The sequence below is a fragment of the Neobacillus vireti genome (assembly GCF_001026695.1).
In the GTDB taxonomy this organism is placed as follows: Bacteria; Bacillota; Bacilli; order Bacillales; family Cytobacillaceae; genus Neobacillus; species Neobacillus vireti.
Genome location: NZ_LDNB01000017.1, coordinates 397544 through 413992, shown reverse-complemented (window position 1 = coordinate 413992; position 16449 = coordinate 397544). Strand labels below are relative to the sequence as shown.

At 38.2% G+C, this 16449-nt stretch carries 22 protein-coding genes; 12 read left to right on the top strand and 10 right to left on the bottom strand.

Annotation, left to right across the window (positions count from 1 at the left end):
* The 5 genes from AA980_RS22165 (at position 1) to AA980_RS22145 (ending at position 2436) form a co-directional block, all read left to right on the top strand.
* Complete coding sequence (locus AA980_RS22165; RefSeq protein ID WP_024029002.1) at positions 1 to 357, top strand: hypothetical protein; 357 nt, start codon at positions 1 to 3, stop codon at positions 355 to 357.
* A gap of 69 nt (positions 358 to 426) precedes the next feature.
* Positions 427 to 771, top strand: coding sequence for a hypothetical protein (locus tag AA980_RS22160; protein ID WP_034724265.1), 345 nt, complete (start codon positions 427 to 429; stop codon positions 769 to 771).
* Between the two features lie 5 nt (positions 772 to 776).
* On the top strand, positions 777 to 1121 hold the full coding sequence (locus AA980_RS22155) for a hypothetical protein (RefSeq protein WP_024029004.1): 345 nt from the start codon (positions 777 to 779) through the stop codon (positions 1119 to 1121).
* 17 nt (positions 1122 to 1138) lie between these two features.
* The gene (locus AA980_RS22150) at positions 1139 to 1744 is read left to right on the top strand and encodes a hypothetical protein (protein ID WP_024029005.1); all 606 of its coding nucleotides are present in this window, start codon (positions 1139 to 1141) and stop codon (positions 1742 to 1744) included.
* Positions 1745 to 2046: 302 nt separating this feature from the next.
* Positions 2047 to 2436 (top strand): DnaJ family domain-containing protein, encoded by a 390-nt coding sequence (locus AA980_RS22145; protein ID WP_024029006.1) that lies wholly within the window; start codon positions 2047 to 2049, stop codon positions 2434 to 2436.
* Between the two features lie 166 nt (positions 2437 to 2602).
* Here AA980_RS22145 and AA980_RS22140 read toward each other — a convergent pair whose 3' ends face one another.
* Entirely contained in the window at positions 2603 to 3004 is a 402-nt protein-coding gene (locus AA980_RS22140) for a hypothetical protein (protein WP_024029007.1), read from the bottom strand.
* Between the two features lie 170 nt (positions 3005 to 3174).
* Between AA980_RS22140 and AA980_RS22135 the strand changes: the two genes are divergently transcribed.
* From AA980_RS22135 to AA980_RS22115, 6 genes are all read left to right on the top strand, one after another.
* Positions 3175 to 3576: an SET domain-containing protein gene (locus tag AA980_RS22135; RefSeq protein WP_024029008.1), complete on the top strand. Its 402-nt coding sequence runs from the start codon at positions 3175 to 3177 to the stop codon at positions 3574 to 3576.
* 281 nt (positions 3577 to 3857) lie between these two features.
* Positions 3858 to 5054, top strand: coding sequence for a GTP-binding protein (locus AA980_RS22130; protein WP_024029009.1), 1197 nt, complete (start codon positions 3858 to 3860; stop codon positions 5052 to 5054).
* Positions 5055 to 5073: 19 nt separating this feature from the next.
* Positions 5074 to 5223 (top strand): 50S ribosomal protein L33, encoded by a 150-nt coding sequence (gene rpmG / locus AA980_RS26610; protein ID WP_066087106.1) that lies wholly within the window; start codon positions 5074 to 5076, stop codon positions 5221 to 5223.
* Between the two features lie 95 nt (positions 5224 to 5318).
* Positions 5319 to 6278 (top strand): metal ABC transporter substrate-binding protein, encoded by a 960-nt coding sequence (locus tag AA980_RS22125; protein WP_034724269.1) that lies wholly within the window; start codon positions 5319 to 5321, stop codon positions 6276 to 6278.
* An 81-nt stretch (positions 6279 to 6359) separates the two neighbouring features.
* On the top strand, positions 6360 to 7067 hold the full coding sequence (locus AA980_RS22120) for a metal ABC transporter ATP-binding protein (RefSeq protein WP_024029012.1): 708 nt from the start codon (positions 6360 to 6362) through the stop codon (positions 7065 to 7067).
* Positions 7013 to 7888, top strand: a complete 876-nt coding sequence (locus AA980_RS22115; protein ID WP_024029013.1) for a metal ABC transporter permease — start codon at positions 7013 to 7015, stop codon at positions 7886 to 7888. Before AA980_RS22120 ends, AA980_RS22115 begins: the two co-directional genes overlap by 55 nt.
* A gap of 102 nt (positions 7889 to 7990) precedes the next feature.
* On the opposite strand, the gene AA980_RS22110 is transcribed toward AA980_RS22115, so the two are convergent.
* Together AA980_RS22110 and AA980_RS22105 are read right to left on the bottom strand one after the other, a co-directional pair.
* Positions 7991 to 8902 (bottom strand): TIGR03943 family putative permease subunit, encoded by a 912-nt coding sequence (locus tag AA980_RS22110; protein ID WP_024029014.1) that lies wholly within the window; start codon positions 8900 to 8902, stop codon positions 7991 to 7993.
* 12 nt (positions 8903 to 8914) lie between these two features.
* The gene (locus tag AA980_RS22105; RefSeq protein WP_024029015.1) at positions 8915 to 9916 is read right to left on the bottom strand and encodes a permease; all 1002 of its coding nucleotides are present in this window, start codon (positions 9914 to 9916) and stop codon (positions 8915 to 8917) included.
* Between the two features lie 298 nt (positions 9917 to 10214).
* On the opposite strand from AA980_RS22105, the gene AA980_RS22100 reads away from it, so the two are divergent.
* Positions 10215 to 10589 (top strand): hypothetical protein, encoded by a 375-nt coding sequence (locus tag AA980_RS22100; protein WP_047771938.1) that lies wholly within the window; start codon positions 10215 to 10217, stop codon positions 10587 to 10589.
* A 129-nt stretch (positions 10590 to 10718) separates the two neighbouring features.
* Here AA980_RS22100 and AA980_RS22095 read toward each other — a convergent pair whose 3' ends face one another.
* The 7 genes from AA980_RS22095 to treP all read right to left on the bottom strand — a co-directional run bounded on the left by AA980_RS22095 (position 10719) and on the right by treP (position 16428).
* Positions 10719 to 10952, bottom strand: a complete 234-nt coding sequence (locus AA980_RS22095; RefSeq protein ID WP_024030679.1) for a hypothetical protein — start codon at positions 10950 to 10952, stop codon at positions 10719 to 10721.
* Between the two features lie 32 nt (positions 10953 to 10984).
* The gene (locus AA980_RS22090; protein ID WP_034725002.1) at positions 10985 to 11203 is read right to left on the bottom strand and encodes a hypothetical protein; all 219 of its coding nucleotides are present in this window, start codon (positions 11201 to 11203) and stop codon (positions 10985 to 10987) included.
* A 53-nt stretch (positions 11204 to 11256) separates the two neighbouring features.
* Positions 11257 to 11487, bottom strand: a complete 231-nt coding sequence (locus AA980_RS22085; RefSeq protein ID WP_024030677.1) for a spore germination protein — start codon at positions 11485 to 11487, stop codon at positions 11257 to 11259.
* A 236-nt stretch (positions 11488 to 11723) separates the two neighbouring features.
* Positions 11724 to 12401 carry an SOS response-associated peptidase gene (locus AA980_RS22080; protein ID WP_024030676.1) on the bottom strand — a complete coding sequence of 226 codons (678 nt, stop codon included), beginning with the start codon at positions 12399 to 12401 and terminating at the stop codon, positions 11724 to 11726.
* 128 nt (positions 12402 to 12529) lie between these two features.
* On the bottom strand, positions 12530 to 13243 hold the full coding sequence (gene treR / locus AA980_RS22075) for a trehalose operon repressor (protein WP_024030675.1): 714 nt from the start codon (positions 13241 to 13243) through the stop codon (positions 12530 to 12532).
* 14 nt (positions 13244 to 13257) lie between these two features.
* Positions 13258 to 14925 (bottom strand): alpha,alpha-phosphotrehalase, encoded by a 1668-nt coding sequence (gene treC / locus AA980_RS22070; RefSeq protein ID WP_024030674.1) that lies wholly within the window; start codon positions 14923 to 14925, stop codon positions 13258 to 13260.
* A 78-nt stretch (positions 14926 to 15003) separates the two neighbouring features.
* Positions 15004 to 16428, bottom strand: coding sequence for a PTS system trehalose-specific EIIBC component (treP, locus tag AA980_RS22065; protein ID WP_024030673.1), 1425 nt, complete (start codon positions 16426 to 16428; stop codon positions 15004 to 15006).
* Positions 16429 to 16449 lie beyond the last annotated feature (21 nt).

The window sequence follows — 16449 nt, the reverse complement described above, 5'->3', positions numbered from 1 at the left end:
GTGAATTCTGACGTTCAGAAATACAAAGATATGGAAAAAAGATTGACTTTAATGCACGATAAAGCATGGTTACAAACAATTGATGAAATTAAGAAATTTGTTTACGATGATAATTTCAGGTATTCAGTGACATATAAACAAGATAGACAAAGAAATAATCGGAATTTTACTTTTCAAGATGTTTCATTTGTTGAGGAAACTAACACATTTATCTTTACTAGTTTCTCTTATCACTGGGAAACAGGTGAGTTAGAAAAAGACAAGGTTAGTGATAGGTTGACATTAAAAGATATTGAAATTATCAAAGTAAATAAGAACGAAGTAGAAGATTATAGTGATTTAAATGGTTTTATATAATATTTAAAAAATTTAAGCACTCTGCAAATATGCAGGGGCTTTTTTATTTCAATGAAAGGAGTGAAAACAATGTCTATAAATGAACAAGACATTCAAAAGTACCATTATGATGCAAAATTCAATGTAGAAGTCGGAAAATTCCTAGGTAAATTACATGAAGTATTTAGCCATCTATCAGAAGATTGTATCTCACAAATTAAGTATGAAAGAGTAAATTATTCAACTTACAAAGGTTACAATGTCAAATTTAATAATAATGTTGGCAGACGTTACTTAATGGATAAAAAGGGTGCATGGCATGAAACCCCTAATTTGATGAATTGGTGGCTATGTCTAGGGTATCCAGTCACAGATGATACATTAGAATCATTTAAAGTGGATATACAAACTGAATTTTATTGGAAAGGGAAGTGAAAAGTGTGAATAACCTTCAACGATTGGAACTTGAAACTAAAGGTATTCAATTAGAACAAGATGAATTAATAGTTTATCTTCAAGAAAATGAATTAAAGCCATTTGATGACTATAAACCACAATCAGCAACAAGTAAGAAAAATATTTATCGTGCTGCCTTGTCTATCCTTGAATCAATTGCTAACAATCCAAGCGGAATGAAAGCATACAAAATTGACGATATGTCCGTGACACACTTTCAAGAGAATTTAATGAATCGGATAGACCAATTGGAACGCAAAATTAGAACATTGAAAACGGATGACCAATTGCAAAATGAATCTAACTATTTCATGTTGTTTACTGATTAAGGAAGGGGGAGAATGACTTGTTTAGTGTAAATGAAAATGATGTTCAGTTTCTTATTGATTCAGCAGGGCAAAATGTATTAATTAATGATAAAGAAATGAAAGCCATTATTACTAATCCATTAAGTGTTGTATTGAATGAGTATGAACAAAGGTATATACATAGTGTTCAGCCAATCATACAGGGCTATTTAGTGACGGTTAATAATGAGAAATACTTAGTTGTGACAGAATCATTAACTAAGCGTACAACAAAATATAAAAGCCTAATGAGACATTGTAACTATACTCTTGAAATGAAGGGTGAAACTAAAAAAGTTATTAAGAGGGATGAAAACGGGAATCCTGTCTTAGACAAATTCGGTGATCCTGTCTACATTACGATACAAGAGGAATCTGTTTTTGTTCCTGCAATTGTGGATAATAAAAGTTTTTCTGTTAATTTAAACGCACAAATGATAATTCCGCAAAATCAGATTACCGTTGTTGTTCAAGATAATACAGTGAATAGAGATAGGTTCAAAATGAACAATGTATTTAGTTTTGTAGAAAAGAATCACAAAGTATTCAATCGGGATTTTACCAAAAGGGGATTAATGATATTAACTTGTGAGAGTACAACTTAGTAAATTTAGTTGAAATGTTATGATAATCGGAAGTTTTATTATTGTAAAAGTCCACCAATTGAATTATAATAAATGTAATCAATTTCATACATAAAGTGAGTAATATAAACGTTGTCATATCAATGTTTTTCGTTAAATCTTAGAAGACGTTCAGCAAGTGTACCACAACGTCGATTTAGGCGAATAAACCTAACAAAAAGCAGACCGTCATGGTCTGCTTTTTTGCTGATTAACAGAGGAATATCCACGGAAAATAGCGAATAAAGAACATAAAGTGTGAAACAGAGAGGGGAAGAAAATCTATGGCTTCTAAAAAAGATGATGGTCATGTTAATTGGATGGATCAAGTTTCGAAAGATTATAATTTGGATGAGGAAATGAAGAAACACCCGGGATTCGGAAAACCACTACCATCTCGGTTATTATCAGGTGATATTTATTCCAATTTCGTCAATACCGCGAAAGAGGCAGGGTACCTGCCGCCATTTGTCGCCTTGCAAAAGGAAATAAGGCAAGAGATCGCTAAGGCGCTAAAATTAAAGGAAGGAAATGCAAAGGAGTCTGAACTAAGCAACTTAATCACTGAAATAAATAAGAAAATAAAAAAGTATAACTCCAGCTGTCCGCCAAGCATGCAGCGAGGAAGGATTGGTTTAGACAATATTGAAAATCAATATAAAATTTGGGAATAAGCTGTCCGCTAATATAAAGATAGAGCGATTAGCTGGCATGAATATCAGTTAGCTAGCAGATTGCTTGTTTATTGATAGAGTTTGATAGCAAGGACCGGAAACCGCTAGAAAAGACCCGTTTGCTTAAGCTCTTTTAAGCAAACGGGTCATCAACATTGGAAATGGATTATCTGGGAGTGATTGGTTTTATCATAATTGCCGGTGAGTAGGTGGTTATGATACAGCCCTCCATATGAGTAGGATTTAATAACCCTAAATTTAGAGCTGATTTAATTTTTATATGATCCGGCTTTTTAACAACTTGAATTAGCTCATTCATCTGTAATTCTTCTAATCTTTTAATCGTTTCGTCTTCATCATACTTTTCCGTTTTTCGAATCTGCCTTTGGAGCTTGTAACCGCTGATGGTGACTTCACCTTTATGCTCGGGGCCAACCAAGTTATTAAAATAAGTTTGAAAAGCATCCTTTAATCCATTCATTTCCAGCTCAATTTCCTTTTTCTGTTTATTCAGTTCGTAATACTTGACCAACATCTCTCCTGTAATGAAAGAATCATTGTTTTTCATCAAAATTCCTCTCCTCCCTACGAACGTATATTCTATCTTATGTTTCTATGAGGAAAATAGTACATAAAATGTTGTGAGGCACCATTAAAAAACATTTGCTTTCTGTCCTATTTACTGGCAAGCTTAAGAGGTAAAAAATCTTTTTATGAAAGAATTTATAGGTGATTAATATGATTGAGATTAAAACTTCAACGCTTAGTGATGGTGATTTAAATAGAGGGGTATTTGCAACGCGTGATATAGCAAAAGGGGAGCTGATTCATCAAGCACCGGTTATTCCATATCCTAATGAGGAGCATGTTCACATCGAAAAAACCTTACTTGCCGATTACGCATTTGAATATGGTGTGAACCACACCGCATTCGTTTTAGGATATGGCATGTTATTTAACCACTCGTATGAGCCAAATGCCACTTATGAAATTAATTTTCCGAATCATTCGTTTGACTTCTATGCTTACAAAGATATTAAAGCAGGGGAAGAGATCCTCATCAATTATAACGGCGACGAGGATGACAATGAACCGCTTTGGTTTAATAAGGATCAAGATAGCACGAACGAAAATGATTAACTCGAAAAGGATAGATAGAAGCAGTTATTTCTGCTTAATCTATCCTTTTTTCATGGAAATTGGAGTTATATAACTCATAAAAAATGGAGGGAATATGAGAAAAAATAAAAAAACACTTGCAAATAGTAATCGTTACGATTTATTATATATAGGTGGATGACAGAAGGCATCGTCTACTGCTTATTTTTTTTAGATTTTAAATCGTAATGATTGTGATTTATCTGCAATATAATATGTGGAATTCATAATTGCTGAAAACAAAACGAAGGAGAGATGTAGAGTTGAGAAGAAACAAAGTCCCCGTTACAGTGTTAAGCGGCTATCTTGGATCTGGTAAAACGACGCTGCTTAATCATATCTTGGAAAACCGTGAGGATAAAAAGGTTGCGGTAATTGTAAATGACATGAGTGAAGTAAATATTGATGCCATGCTTGTAAAACAAGGTGGTTTTTCACGAACCGATGAAAAACTTGTAGAACTGCAGAATGGCTGCATTTGCTGCACGCTAAGGGAAGATCTAATTATCGAAGTGGAAAAACTAGCTTCAACAGGTGATATTGATTACATCGTAATTGAATCAACTGGGATCAGTGAACCAGTTCCAGTTGCGCAAACTTTTACATACGTGGATGAAAATTTAGGGATTGATTTGTCAAAATTCTGTCGTTTGGATACGATGGTCACCGTTGTCGATGCCAATCGGTTTTGGCATGATTTTTCATCAGGGGAAAGCTTAATTGATCGAAAACAGGCTACCGACCTCAATGATACAAGAGAAGTGGTGGATTTACTGATTGATCAAATCGAGTTTGCCAATGTCATCCTGCTAAATAAAATCGACCTCGTGGATAATGAGGAAATAAGGGAATTAAAGGCAGTCATTCAAAAGTTAAATCCTGATGCTCTAATCTTAGAAACCAACCATTCCGTCATTCCATTGGAGGAGGTTTTGGATACGAACTTGTTTGACTTTGAACAAGCGAGTCAAGGGGCAGGATGGTTAAAGGAATTGAATGAGGAACACATCCCGGAAACAGAGGAATATGGTATTTCTTCGTTTGTTTACAAAAGAAAAAAGCCATTTCACCCAGAACGGATAATGAATTGGTTAGAAAATTGGCCAGTTGAAGTGGTCCGGGCAAAGGGATTTATTTGGCTGGCATCACGAAACAATATCGCTTGCCTCCTTTCACAAGCGGGTCCATCGATCACCTTCCAGGGAGCCGGAGAATGGATTGCATCCTATTCAAAGGAAGAGCAAAAGGAAATATTAAAAGAAGAACCGGAATTGTTAGCGCGTTGGGATAATACTTACGGAGACCGAATAACTGAACTTGTGTTAATCGGAATTGAGATGAACCAAACGGAAATGGAGCGTTCGCTTGATCAATGTTTACTAACCGATGATGAATTGTCACAGGATTGGTCTAAGTTCAACGATCCACTGCCCGTGTTTACAGAGGCAGCTATAAATTAATTACTGGAGGATGAAAAAAATGAGAGTAACGATCACTTTAGCTTGTACAGAAACAGGAGATCGAAATTATATTACAACAAAAAATAAACGAACAAACCCTGAGCGCCTCGAATTGAAAAAGTATTGCCCACGGTTAAAACGACATACGTTGCATAGAGAAACAAAGTAACGAAATTAGTGAAGAGTGCGGTTTATTTTGGAATGTAAATCGTAATTATTACGATTAAAAAAGGGAGAGAGAGTAATTTGAAAAAAAATAAACTAATGAAAATGATAAAGACTGGCATTGTAACGCTGGCATGTTTGACATTCATTTCCGGATGCAGTTCAAAAGAAACAACTAATGAAAAAGGTAGCGTTGATGGGGATAAAAAGCTTCATATCGTTACTACTTTTTATCCAATGTATGAGTTTACGAAAAGCATTGCAGGCGATCAAGCAATAGTGGATCTATTAATTCCTGCAAGTTCAGAGCCCCATGCGTGGGAACCATCACCAAAGGATATGGCTAACATTCAGAAAGCTGATCTTCTGGTTTATAATAGTCCTTTTTTTGAGACTTGGGTTCCGAAGGTGGAGGAGTCACTCGATAAAAATAAAAGACCATCATTTATTGAAGCCAGTGAGGGGGTTACTTTAATGGAAGGGACTGCTGAGGAAGAGGATGGGGAAGAGCATGACCATGATCATGGTCATGCCATGGATCCACATGTATGGCTCAGCCCGGCGCTTGCACAAAAAGAAGTAGAGACGATTACAGCGGCACTTGTGAAAAAAGATCCAAAAAATAAAGAAGTTTATGAGAAAAATAGTCAAGATTACATCCGACAACTTACAAGTCTTGATCAAAGCTTTAGGGATAGCTTAAAAGAGTATGCTGGAAAAGAAATTATTACCCAACACGCCGCCTTTGGTTATTTGACAAAGGAATACGGTCTTAAGCAGGTCCCGATTGCTGGGCTATCTCCGGAAGAGGAGCCAAGTGCCGCAAGATTAGCGGAGCTTAAAACATTTGCGCAAGAACATAATCTTCATACGATTTATTTTGAAGAGTTGGCTTCCCCAAAAGTAGCACAAACACTGGCAAGCGAAATTGGAGCAAAAACGAAGGTCCTCAATACGCTTGAAGGATTAAGCAAAGCGGAACAGGAAAAGGGATTAAATTACATTGAAATCATGAAAAATAACCTAAAGTCCCTTGTGGAAACACTCTCAGAAAAATAAGGAATTCATGTTAACGAAAAAGTGTATACACTTTTTCGTTTCCTCATTAATTTGGATAAATAGTAAAGAGAGGTGTTAATAATGAATCTTGCTTCCGTGGAAAATATTGTGTTTGGCTATAACCATTTACCAAGTCTAAATGGTGTTTCATTTGAAATTGAAAGTGGAGAGTTTGTAGGGATAACCGGACAAAACGGCGCGTCCAAAACCACGATGATTAAGTTGCTGCTTGGATTACTTAAACCATGGGAAGGCAACATATCTGTTAGCAAGACTAACGTGAGAGGTGAAACACTTACGATTGGGTATGTGCCCCAGCAAATTGCTTCATTTAATGCGGGTTTTCCTAGTACCGTGTTGGAGCTTGTCCGTTCTGGCCGTTTTAAAAAAGGAAAGTGGTTCAAGCGCTTAAACAGTCTCGATGTAAAAATTGTAGAAAATGCGTTAAAGATGGTAGGTATGTGGGAGTTTCGTCATCATAAAATAGGTTCACTATCAGGAGGGCAAAAACAAAAAATCTGTATTGCCCGGACCTTAGCATCCGAACCTGACTTACTCGTGTTAGATGAACCTACGACAGGAATGGATGCTAGCAGTAGAAAAGCGTTTTACGAATTTTTATCTCATCAAGTAAAAGAACATGGAAGAACAGTCATTATGGTGACTCATAACCAGGACGAGGTAGATCCTTTTCTTACAAAAACACTACAGTTGGAAAGGGGGGAACATGGGGGATGGAAATGCTTAGTCTTGAATTCATGCAGCGGGCTTTATGGGCTGGAGGTGTAATTGCCATTATTGCGCCCTTATTAGGCGTGTTCCTGATTTTAAGGCGTCAGGCATTAATGGCAGATACGCTTTCCCATATCTCACTCTCAGGAGTTGCAATTGGTTTTTTTATTCATATCAATATTACATTTTCTAGTATTTTAATCGTCGTCATCGGTGCAATTGGAATTGAATATATGCGCCGTGCCTACAGGACTTATTCTGAAGTATCGATTGCCATCCTGATGGCTGCAGGACTGTCGTTTGCCTTATTTTTGATGAGTATCAGTAGTGGCGGGACCTCAACTTCAATCGATCAATACTTATTTGGCTCGATTGTGACGATTAGTCCGTTACAAGTAAAGGTACTAACAGTGGTTGCAGCTTCCATCATCCTTTATTTTATTGTCCTCAAAAGACCATTGTATTTGATGACCTTTGACGAAGACACTGCCTATACAAGTGGTGTTAATACCAATTTGCTTTCCCTCTCATTCAGTATTATCACGGGACTGGCAATTTCGGTGATTATTCCAACCATTGGTGTATTACTGGTTTCCGCGCTGCTTGTCCTGCCGGCGGCTTTTGCTATTCGCTTGGCAAAGGGATTTACCATGGTAATTCTTGTTGCTGAACTTACATCGATTGTAAGTATATTTGCCGGTCTCGTTTCTTCATATGAATTAGGAACACCTCCCGGGGCTACGATTACACTCATCTTAATCCTGATTTTATTGGTAGGTTTTATTGTGCAGAAGGTGGTTCTTCATTTCTCCAGGGTTTTGAAAACGAGAAGCAGAAAAATCATTCAAGTTCCGCAAACAAGATCATTTGACAATTAGGTAAAAGAGCTTAGAAAATCTAAGCTCTTTTTTTCAATAGGTGACGGCTTCTGCCAGTATAGGAGACATATCCGCCAGTAAACCCCTATAGCCACTATATATCTATTCTATCCTCACCCCGACATCATAAACGTACGGTTGTTTAGGGACAGAAATCATTTTATAATCTTGAATATTGATAATCGGAATAGGTGCCCCGTCGAATATGGTTTGATCGATTGTACCTGTAACTTGTATCCATTTGTCTTTTGGCAAGCCGGATACATCCCCTTTAGCCATCATTCCGTAAACGGAGGCATCTGCTACACAGCAAGTGATTCCATAGCGGGCAATGACGATTTGATCTTGGAAGAAATTTTTTTCCCGATAGATAAATCCCTTAATAGTAATCGTTTTGCCTATTATTTTCTCCAAGTTTTCTTGAATAATATTGACCATCGGAACGTATGCGTTGTCCGTAACATTAATGCTAGGAGCTTGTAAAAGGTTGCTAGCTAATGACGAATATTCATTTTGTGTTAATGGTTCCGGCATATCCGCAGATGAAGAATCAGGAGTGGAATCAGGTTGACTTGGATTAGACGATGAGCTCTTCTTTTTTACTGGTTGAATGTTTGCCATATCCTGCGTATCTGCGCCAAGTTTGAGGGTTCGATTCTGGGCAACAGAGCTGCCGAGGACATGATCGGCAAAAAGGAGCCCGGTAGTAATGGGAATAATAAAGATGGAATAAAGGAACAAGCTCATTAATTTCGATTTTGGATAGGAATGGTCTCCCTCACATTCACAATCATAGTGTGTTTTTTCTTCAGATGTCCCACGAAATATTAATAGAACCCCTATTAGGAGAAAGACAAATAATGTAAAGTAAATAAAACCGTTCATCTTTGGTGCAATAAAAAAGGTGATATTATTGGTAAGGAGTAGTTTCAATAACAGAAGCATAAAACCGATCATAATAATACCCCTGATTAGATGGTGATAGGTTTTCTTTTCGCTATTCATTCTTTTCATTATGCAAACCTCCTACCAAACTGTAAATTGAAAAATATAAATCGTTACATAAACGACAATGGGGACCACAACCATCAGAAATAAGACGAATCGCGCTTTAAAATAAGCAAATAACATGAACGTATTTTTGATATCCAGCATCGGGCCAAATACGAGGAAAGCAAGCAATGAACCTTTTGTAAAAGTGGAACTAAAGGACGAAGCAATAAAGGCATCGGCCGCAGAACAGACTGACAAAACATAGGACAAGCCCATCATTACTCCTGGTGCGCCGGCTGTGCTTGTCCCAAGTGATAACAACATATTCCGATCGAAAAAAACCTGAAACAAACTTGCCAAGAAAGCACCAATAAACAAATATTTGCCCATATCAAATAGTTCATCACTGGCATGATAAAAAGTTGTCAATAGTTTATTTTTCTGCGGATGATGATGTTTATGGTGATGAACATGGTTCTTCGTCCTTAAGACGTCAGCTTTCCTGAAATACCGATAAACAATCAATCCAATGATAATCGTACAGATAAAACTAACAAACATTCTTGCATTTGCCATATAAGGCGTACTTTTAAATGCAAAATAGGTGGACGCAAAGACCACAGGGTTTATTATGGGGGCGCTAAGCATAATGACAACACCTACATGTGCAGGCATTCCTTTCTTAATCAATCGGCGAACAACTGGAATAATCGTACATTCACAAATAGGAAAAATGATGCCAATTAAGGCAGCAGGTATAACGGCCAAATAAGGATTCCGAGGCATTAATTTCTCGATCGTATTTTCTGATACAAAGGATTGAATGATTGCTGATACAAAGACACCCAACAAGATAAACGGAATCGCTTCCAAGATAATGCTAAGGAAAATCGTATTGACATTGAAAAAAGCTCCAGGGAAATTATCGAAAATAGCCAATTTATTTACTAGCTCCGCAAAAAGAAATAGAAAAATGAAGAGACAAAATAATAGAATGCTTAAACTACCTTTTATGAATTTAGTTAAGTAGAACAAAATAATAGATTCCTCCTTAGCTCTATTAGTTCCTAACATAATAGTATGTTCTTCTAGTAAGATAATGACTTCATAAAAATATTTATAAGAGAATAATCCTCTATGAAACTATCTTATTAATATTAAATCGTAATTATTACTATTTATTTTTTGGAGGATATTATTGAATCACTAAACCTTGATTTCGATACGACATCCATTTACCAATTTGTTTCCTGAAAAATAGGACATTTGCCTATGCCTTTTCAGGATTTCGACATAGTCTAGACTGTAACCTAAATAAAGGAGAGATGCTCGAATGATTGATACAAGACAATTTATGGGCGGTTTTGGAGGTATGGGAGGATTTCCAGGTGTTGGTGGCTATAGCGGCATGGGAGGGTACCCAGGCATGGGAGGATACGGCACCATAGGCGGCTATGGAGGCTATCCAGGCATGGGAGGATACCCAGGTTATGGCTGGCATGGAGGTATGGGAGGATTCCCAGGCTATGGCTGGCATGGAGGCATGGGAGGATACCCGGGTTATGGCTGGCATGGAGGCATGGGAGGATACCCAGGTCATGGCTGGCATGGAGGCTGGGACGGATATCACGGTCATGGTGGCCATGGAGGCTGGGACGGATATCACGGACATGGGGGAATGGGAGCCGGCTTTCCGGGCCAGCATTGATGGAAGTTTTTGAACACTACTGTTAATATGATTGGATTGTAAAATTAAAAACTTGCATTGCTTTAAAAAAATCCTTGAGAAATCAAGGATTTTACCCCCTATCCAAACCGGATAGGGGGTATTTGTTTTTTAAACAATGCTATTTTTGGTGATCAAGGCATCGCTAATGTCTGAATCTAAGATATAGGAGATAGGGATGATCATGGAAACCAAATCTCCATTTTGCTCACCGTAACCTTGATTCCGTTTGTATGATACAAAATGGTCAATAAACTGGTTAGGTCCAAAATTGAGGACGGATGCGTGGTCGATTGAATTGACTTTTACACCTCCGAGATTCACAACCATCGGTGCGAATACCAAAATATCACCCCTTGATATTAAATCAAAACCCGTTAAATAACACTGTTCTTTATGGAATTGGTATCATTTACATCTGGGTCAACCACCCAAGAAATGGGGATATTAACAGGCGATATGTCACCATTCTGTTCGCCAACTCCCTGATTTCTTTTGTAAGCAACAAACTGATCGACAAATTGGTTCGGTCCCAAATTAACGTAGGCTGAATTATCGATTGAATTTACCTTAAATCCTAAAAAATTGATGGCCATTGGTGCGATATTCAATTCGCTCACTCCTATGCCTTAGATTTTACCAAAGAAATTTACTGGCTATTCTTTACCACAGGCTTATCGATCATATCGTCATCGAAGGTAATATGGATGGGGCAAAAATCAAACGTGATATCGCCAAGCTGTTGACCAAACCCTTGGTTTTTCTTCGCAAATACTTTATTTCTTTGGAGAAGGTTTTCTCCAAATGATATGGCACTGTTATGTTCGGCACTATTAATATCAATGTCGCCAATATTGATTTTTGTTGGAATAAAAAACATCTTATTCTCCTTTCATTGACTCTATTCAGAAAAAGGACCTCATGAAATCCTGTGTATTTTTAAACTATATTCGCTGAAAATGATAATAAGACCGTTATTTTGTTTTGGCTGCATTGGACATTAAAAAAAAGCGGCCGGAGCCGCTTTGTAAGAAGGAAAATCTTTATGGGTTAGTACATCATATGAATTAGCTTGTACTTGCTTGTAGTGAACATGTCCATTTTTTTAAAATTTTTTTAACAAATTTTTTGGATCAGGTCAATCGAGTTATTCTTCGGTGAGTTTACGAGCGAAGATACCTCGTATGTCTCCATTAAATTTTCATCAAAGGGAACTAGTAATGAATGGAGTTGGTTGAAATCTGAAATGGATGGATTCAGCCAAGTTTTTTCATTTTCCGGCAGTAAAATGACAGGCATCCGGTCATGAATATCCTTCATTAGTTCATTTGGTCCCGTTGTTATGACCGAGCAAGTGTAAAGTGTTTTTCCCTCCGGTGATTTCCAGCCTTCCCAAATACCGGCCATAGCAAACAAATCATTCGATTTTAGTTTGATGCGCATTGGTGTTTTCGATTTATCTTCGTGGCGTTTCCATTCATAAAAGCTATCGGCGATGACTAAGCAGCGTTTCTTTTTGAAAGCGGCGCGAAAGCTTGGTTTTTCAGCGATTGTTTCAGCCCGCGCATTGATCATTTTATTACCAATGGATCCATCCTTTGCCCATGGTGGGACGAGCCCCCATTTTAAAAAGCCCATTCGGTTCGTTTTCCCATCATTGATAATAGCTAGGACTGCCTGGGAGGGAGCGATATTATAGCTTGGCGAATAAAGCTCTTCCTCCATAAAGGATTGAATATCAAAGCGATCGATGATTTCTTCGAAAGTTGCTGTTAATGTGAAGCGGCCGCACATGCACATCACCTCAGTAATTAATAACCCCATTGTAGCAAAATTCATAGATAAAGTCTTTTAGTGCAAGTAAACTAATAGTAATTAGAAAAGATCTGCTAGCAAATAACTAGCAGGTCCCAACTCAATTATCAGCGTGTTCTCCGGGCAAAGTCAACAAAGCGGAATTTATCAGGACGATGCCTGGATTCAGTGTATTGGAAAAGGGTGGCATCATCTAGATAAACATAGTTTTTAATGACAACAACATTGTGAAACCCTTCTAGGTCCAAAAGCCCGCGGTCTTCTTCATTTGGTTCTTCTACAACAAATTCCTTTTTTGCAAAACTAATCGTAAGTCCCAATTCGTCTTCAAGATACTGATAAATCGAATCGGCACAAATAACTTCCGTTAAGTGTGGCACAAATTTTTTAGTTAAGTAATCTTTATCTAATATGATTTTTTCCCCGCCCATTTCTCTAGTTCGGACAACCTTCCAAACGAGATCTTTACTAGAAAGCTGGAGCTGTTTTCTGATAAAACTATCAGGCTTACCTAACTCAAGCTCGTGGACATTGGTTTTGGGCTTGCTGCCCATTTTTTTCGCTAATTCCTTAAAGCTGACTAGTCCGGAAACAGGGAAATCAAATTTACTGATGTCGATGACAATCGAACCTTTTCCTCTTACTTTTTGGATATAGCCATTTTGTGAGAGCAGGTTTAACGCTTTTCGAATCGTTTCCCTCGATGTATCGAATTGAACCTTTAAGTCGTTTTCAGAGGGGAGAAGCGTCTGTGCCGGAATTTCTCCGCTTTTAATTTGCTCTACAATGTTGTTATAGATGGTTAGGTATTTATTTGTCATCACGACAGCTCCGTTCATTTTTTCAGGTGGTACACAATCGATTCATACGGCCGCATGAGAATACCTTGTCCAAGCGGGGCAGAATCCTCATAGTTAGAGATTAGCACCTTACTATCATAATCATCAAGCTGTAAATGAGCAGGGAGGATAAATACCTTTTCATTGGCGTAAAAATGATTAATGACGAGTAGTTTTTCCGTTCCACTTGTTCGTACATAGGCAAAAATTTCGCTATCGTTTTCTAAAATAAGCTCGAAATCACCATCAGTTATCACTTCATAGTCTTTTCTTAATTGAATTAGCTTTTGATAGTGATAAAAAATCGAGTCTGTATCGTTAACGGCTTTTTCAGCATTAATGTCTTGATAGTTCGCAGCTGTCGCAATCCAAGGTGTTCCTGTCGTGAAGCCTGCGTGTTCACTGCCATTCCACTGTACAGGTGTCCGCGAATTGTCCCGTGATTTTTGCTTGAGGATTTCAATAATCACTGCCTCGTCCAAACCTTCCTGTTTCTTGAGGTTAAACATATTTAAAGACTCGACATCGCGATAGTCTTCAATTGACTCAAATTTCGGATTGGTCATCCCAAATTCTTCGCCTTGGTAAATATAGGGCGTTCCTTGCATCAGATGCAGCGCTGTCGCCAGCATTTTAGCTGACTCTTTGTGATATTTTCCGTCATCGCCGAAACGAGAGACGACACGAGGCTGATCATGATTACACCAGAAAAGGGCATTCCAGCCACCGCCGTGATTCATTTCGACCTGCCATTCTGAGAGGATATTTTTCAAAGACTGAAAATCGAAATCTGCCTTCGTCCATTTATCGCCATTTAAATAATCGACTTTCAAATGATGGAAGCTAAACGTCATATTTAGCTCTTCTTGGTCAGGATTGGTGTACCTGATACAATTGTCAATCGAAGTAGATGACATTTCTCCGACGGTCATGATATCGTATTTTGAAAAAACCTGTTCGTTCATCTCATGGAGAAACTCATGGATGCGTGGTCCATCAGTATAAAATTTGCGCCCATCACTATTATCTTGGGGGAACTGCTGATGTTTGGAAATGAGATTAATCACATCAAGACGGAATCCGTCAACGCCCTTTTTCAGCCAAAAATGCATCATTTCATATAAAACTTGGCGGACCTTTTCATTTTCCCAGTTTAAATCCGCTTGGCTGACATCGAATAAATGCAGGTAAAACTGTTCCGTTACTTCATCATATTCCCATGCAGAGCCGCCAAATTTGGATTCCCAGTTTGTGGGCGGCTCGCCGTCCGTACCATCCTTCCAGATATAGAAGTCACGGTATGGATTATCCTTAGAAGATCTAGCTTGCTTAAACCACTCGTGTTCAGTGGACGTGTGGTTGATAACAATATCCATGATGATTTTCAATCCGCGTTTGTGGGCTTCATCCAGCAGCAAGTCGAAATCTTCCATTGTTCCATATTCTTCGTGAATGGAATAATAATCACTAATATCATACCCATTATCACATTGAGGGGATTGGTAAATCGGTGTGAGCCAGAGGACATCGACTCCTAGTTCTTTTAAATAGTCAAGTTTTTCAATAATGCCCTGAAGGTCTCCGATACCATTTCCCGTTGTGTCATTAAAGCTTTTTGGATAGATTTGATAGACGACTGCTTTTTTCCACCATTCTTGTTGCACAATAAACACCTACCTGTTTTTTTTGAAAAATGATAATAAAAAGGAGGGAGGTATCTCCCTCCATTACTGGAGTTTTATTTATTTTTTGAAAGAAAATTTATTCATCCTAGTTTTGGCGAAGACAATGGTCAAAATGAATGGTACGACAATTGCTACGACCATGGAAAGGGCGAACATACCCATATGCTGCGGCTGAATGGATAAGAATCCAGGAATACCGCCAACACCGATCGAGTTGGCCATGACATTACTGCTTACGGAAATGACTGCTGCAGCCATTGATCCCAGCATAGCAGCTAAGAATGGGAAGCCATATTTCAAGTTAATCCCAAACATAGCTGGCTCGGTTACACCTAAGTAACAAGAGATGGCTGCTGGAATCGATACTTGTTTTTCTTCTTCATTTTTCCAATTGATAAAAATCATAGCAAGGACGGCAGAGCCTTGAGCAATATTGGATAAAGCGATCATTGGCCATAAATTTGTGCCCTTAAACTGATCCATCAATTGAAGGTCAATCGCATTTGTCATATGGTGCAAACCAGTGATAACAAGCGGTGCATAAGCAAAACCAAAGATTGCGGCAAATACCCAGCCAAAAGCGGATGTTAAACTAGAATATACAACATGTGAAATTGCAGAACCGATGCTCCAGCCGATTGGGCCTAATACTGTATGGGCAATTAAAACCGTTGGAATTAACGCAAAGAACGGAACAACAATCATCGAAATTGAATTTGGAATAATTTTCCTAAGTCTTGTTTCCAAGAAAGCTAGTAATAAACCGGCTAAAATAGCTGGAATGACTTGTGCTTGGTAACCAATCATCTTAATTTGCGTAAAGCCGAAATCCCATACCGGAATATCCTTTGCACCCGATACGCCATAGGCATTAAGCAATTGTGGAGAAACGAGTGTAATCCCAAGGACGATACCAAGTATTTGCGAACCGCCCATTTTCTTCGTCACTGACCAGGTAATCCCGACTGGGAGGAAGTGGAAGACTGCTTCACCAATCAGCCAGAGGAAGGCATGGACACCGGCCCAGAACTGGGATACTTCAACAATCGTTTTGGTGCCATCTTCAAGTAATTTGATATCGCCAATCACGTTCCTGAAGCCGAGGATCAAACCTCCGACCACAAGGGCAGGGATTAATGGCGTGAAAATTTCAGCTAGATGCCCCATCATCCGCTGTAGCCAATTCTGATTTTGTTTTGCTGCAACTTTTGCTTCATCTTTAGATGACCCATCTACACCGGCAATTTTGATAAAGTCGTTGTAAAAGCTTGACACTTCATTTCCGATGATTACTTGGAATTGACCTGCTTGGGTGAAGGTACCTTTTACAAGTTTAATTGATTCAATTTCTTTAATATTTGCTTTCGATGGGTCGTTTAAAACAAACCGCATTCTTGTTACACAATGGGTAACCGCTGCAATGTTTTCTTTACCGCCAATTTGTTCTAGTAGTTCTTTAGATGGCTCAGTATACTTACTCATTAGTCTTTCCCCCTGTTTAAA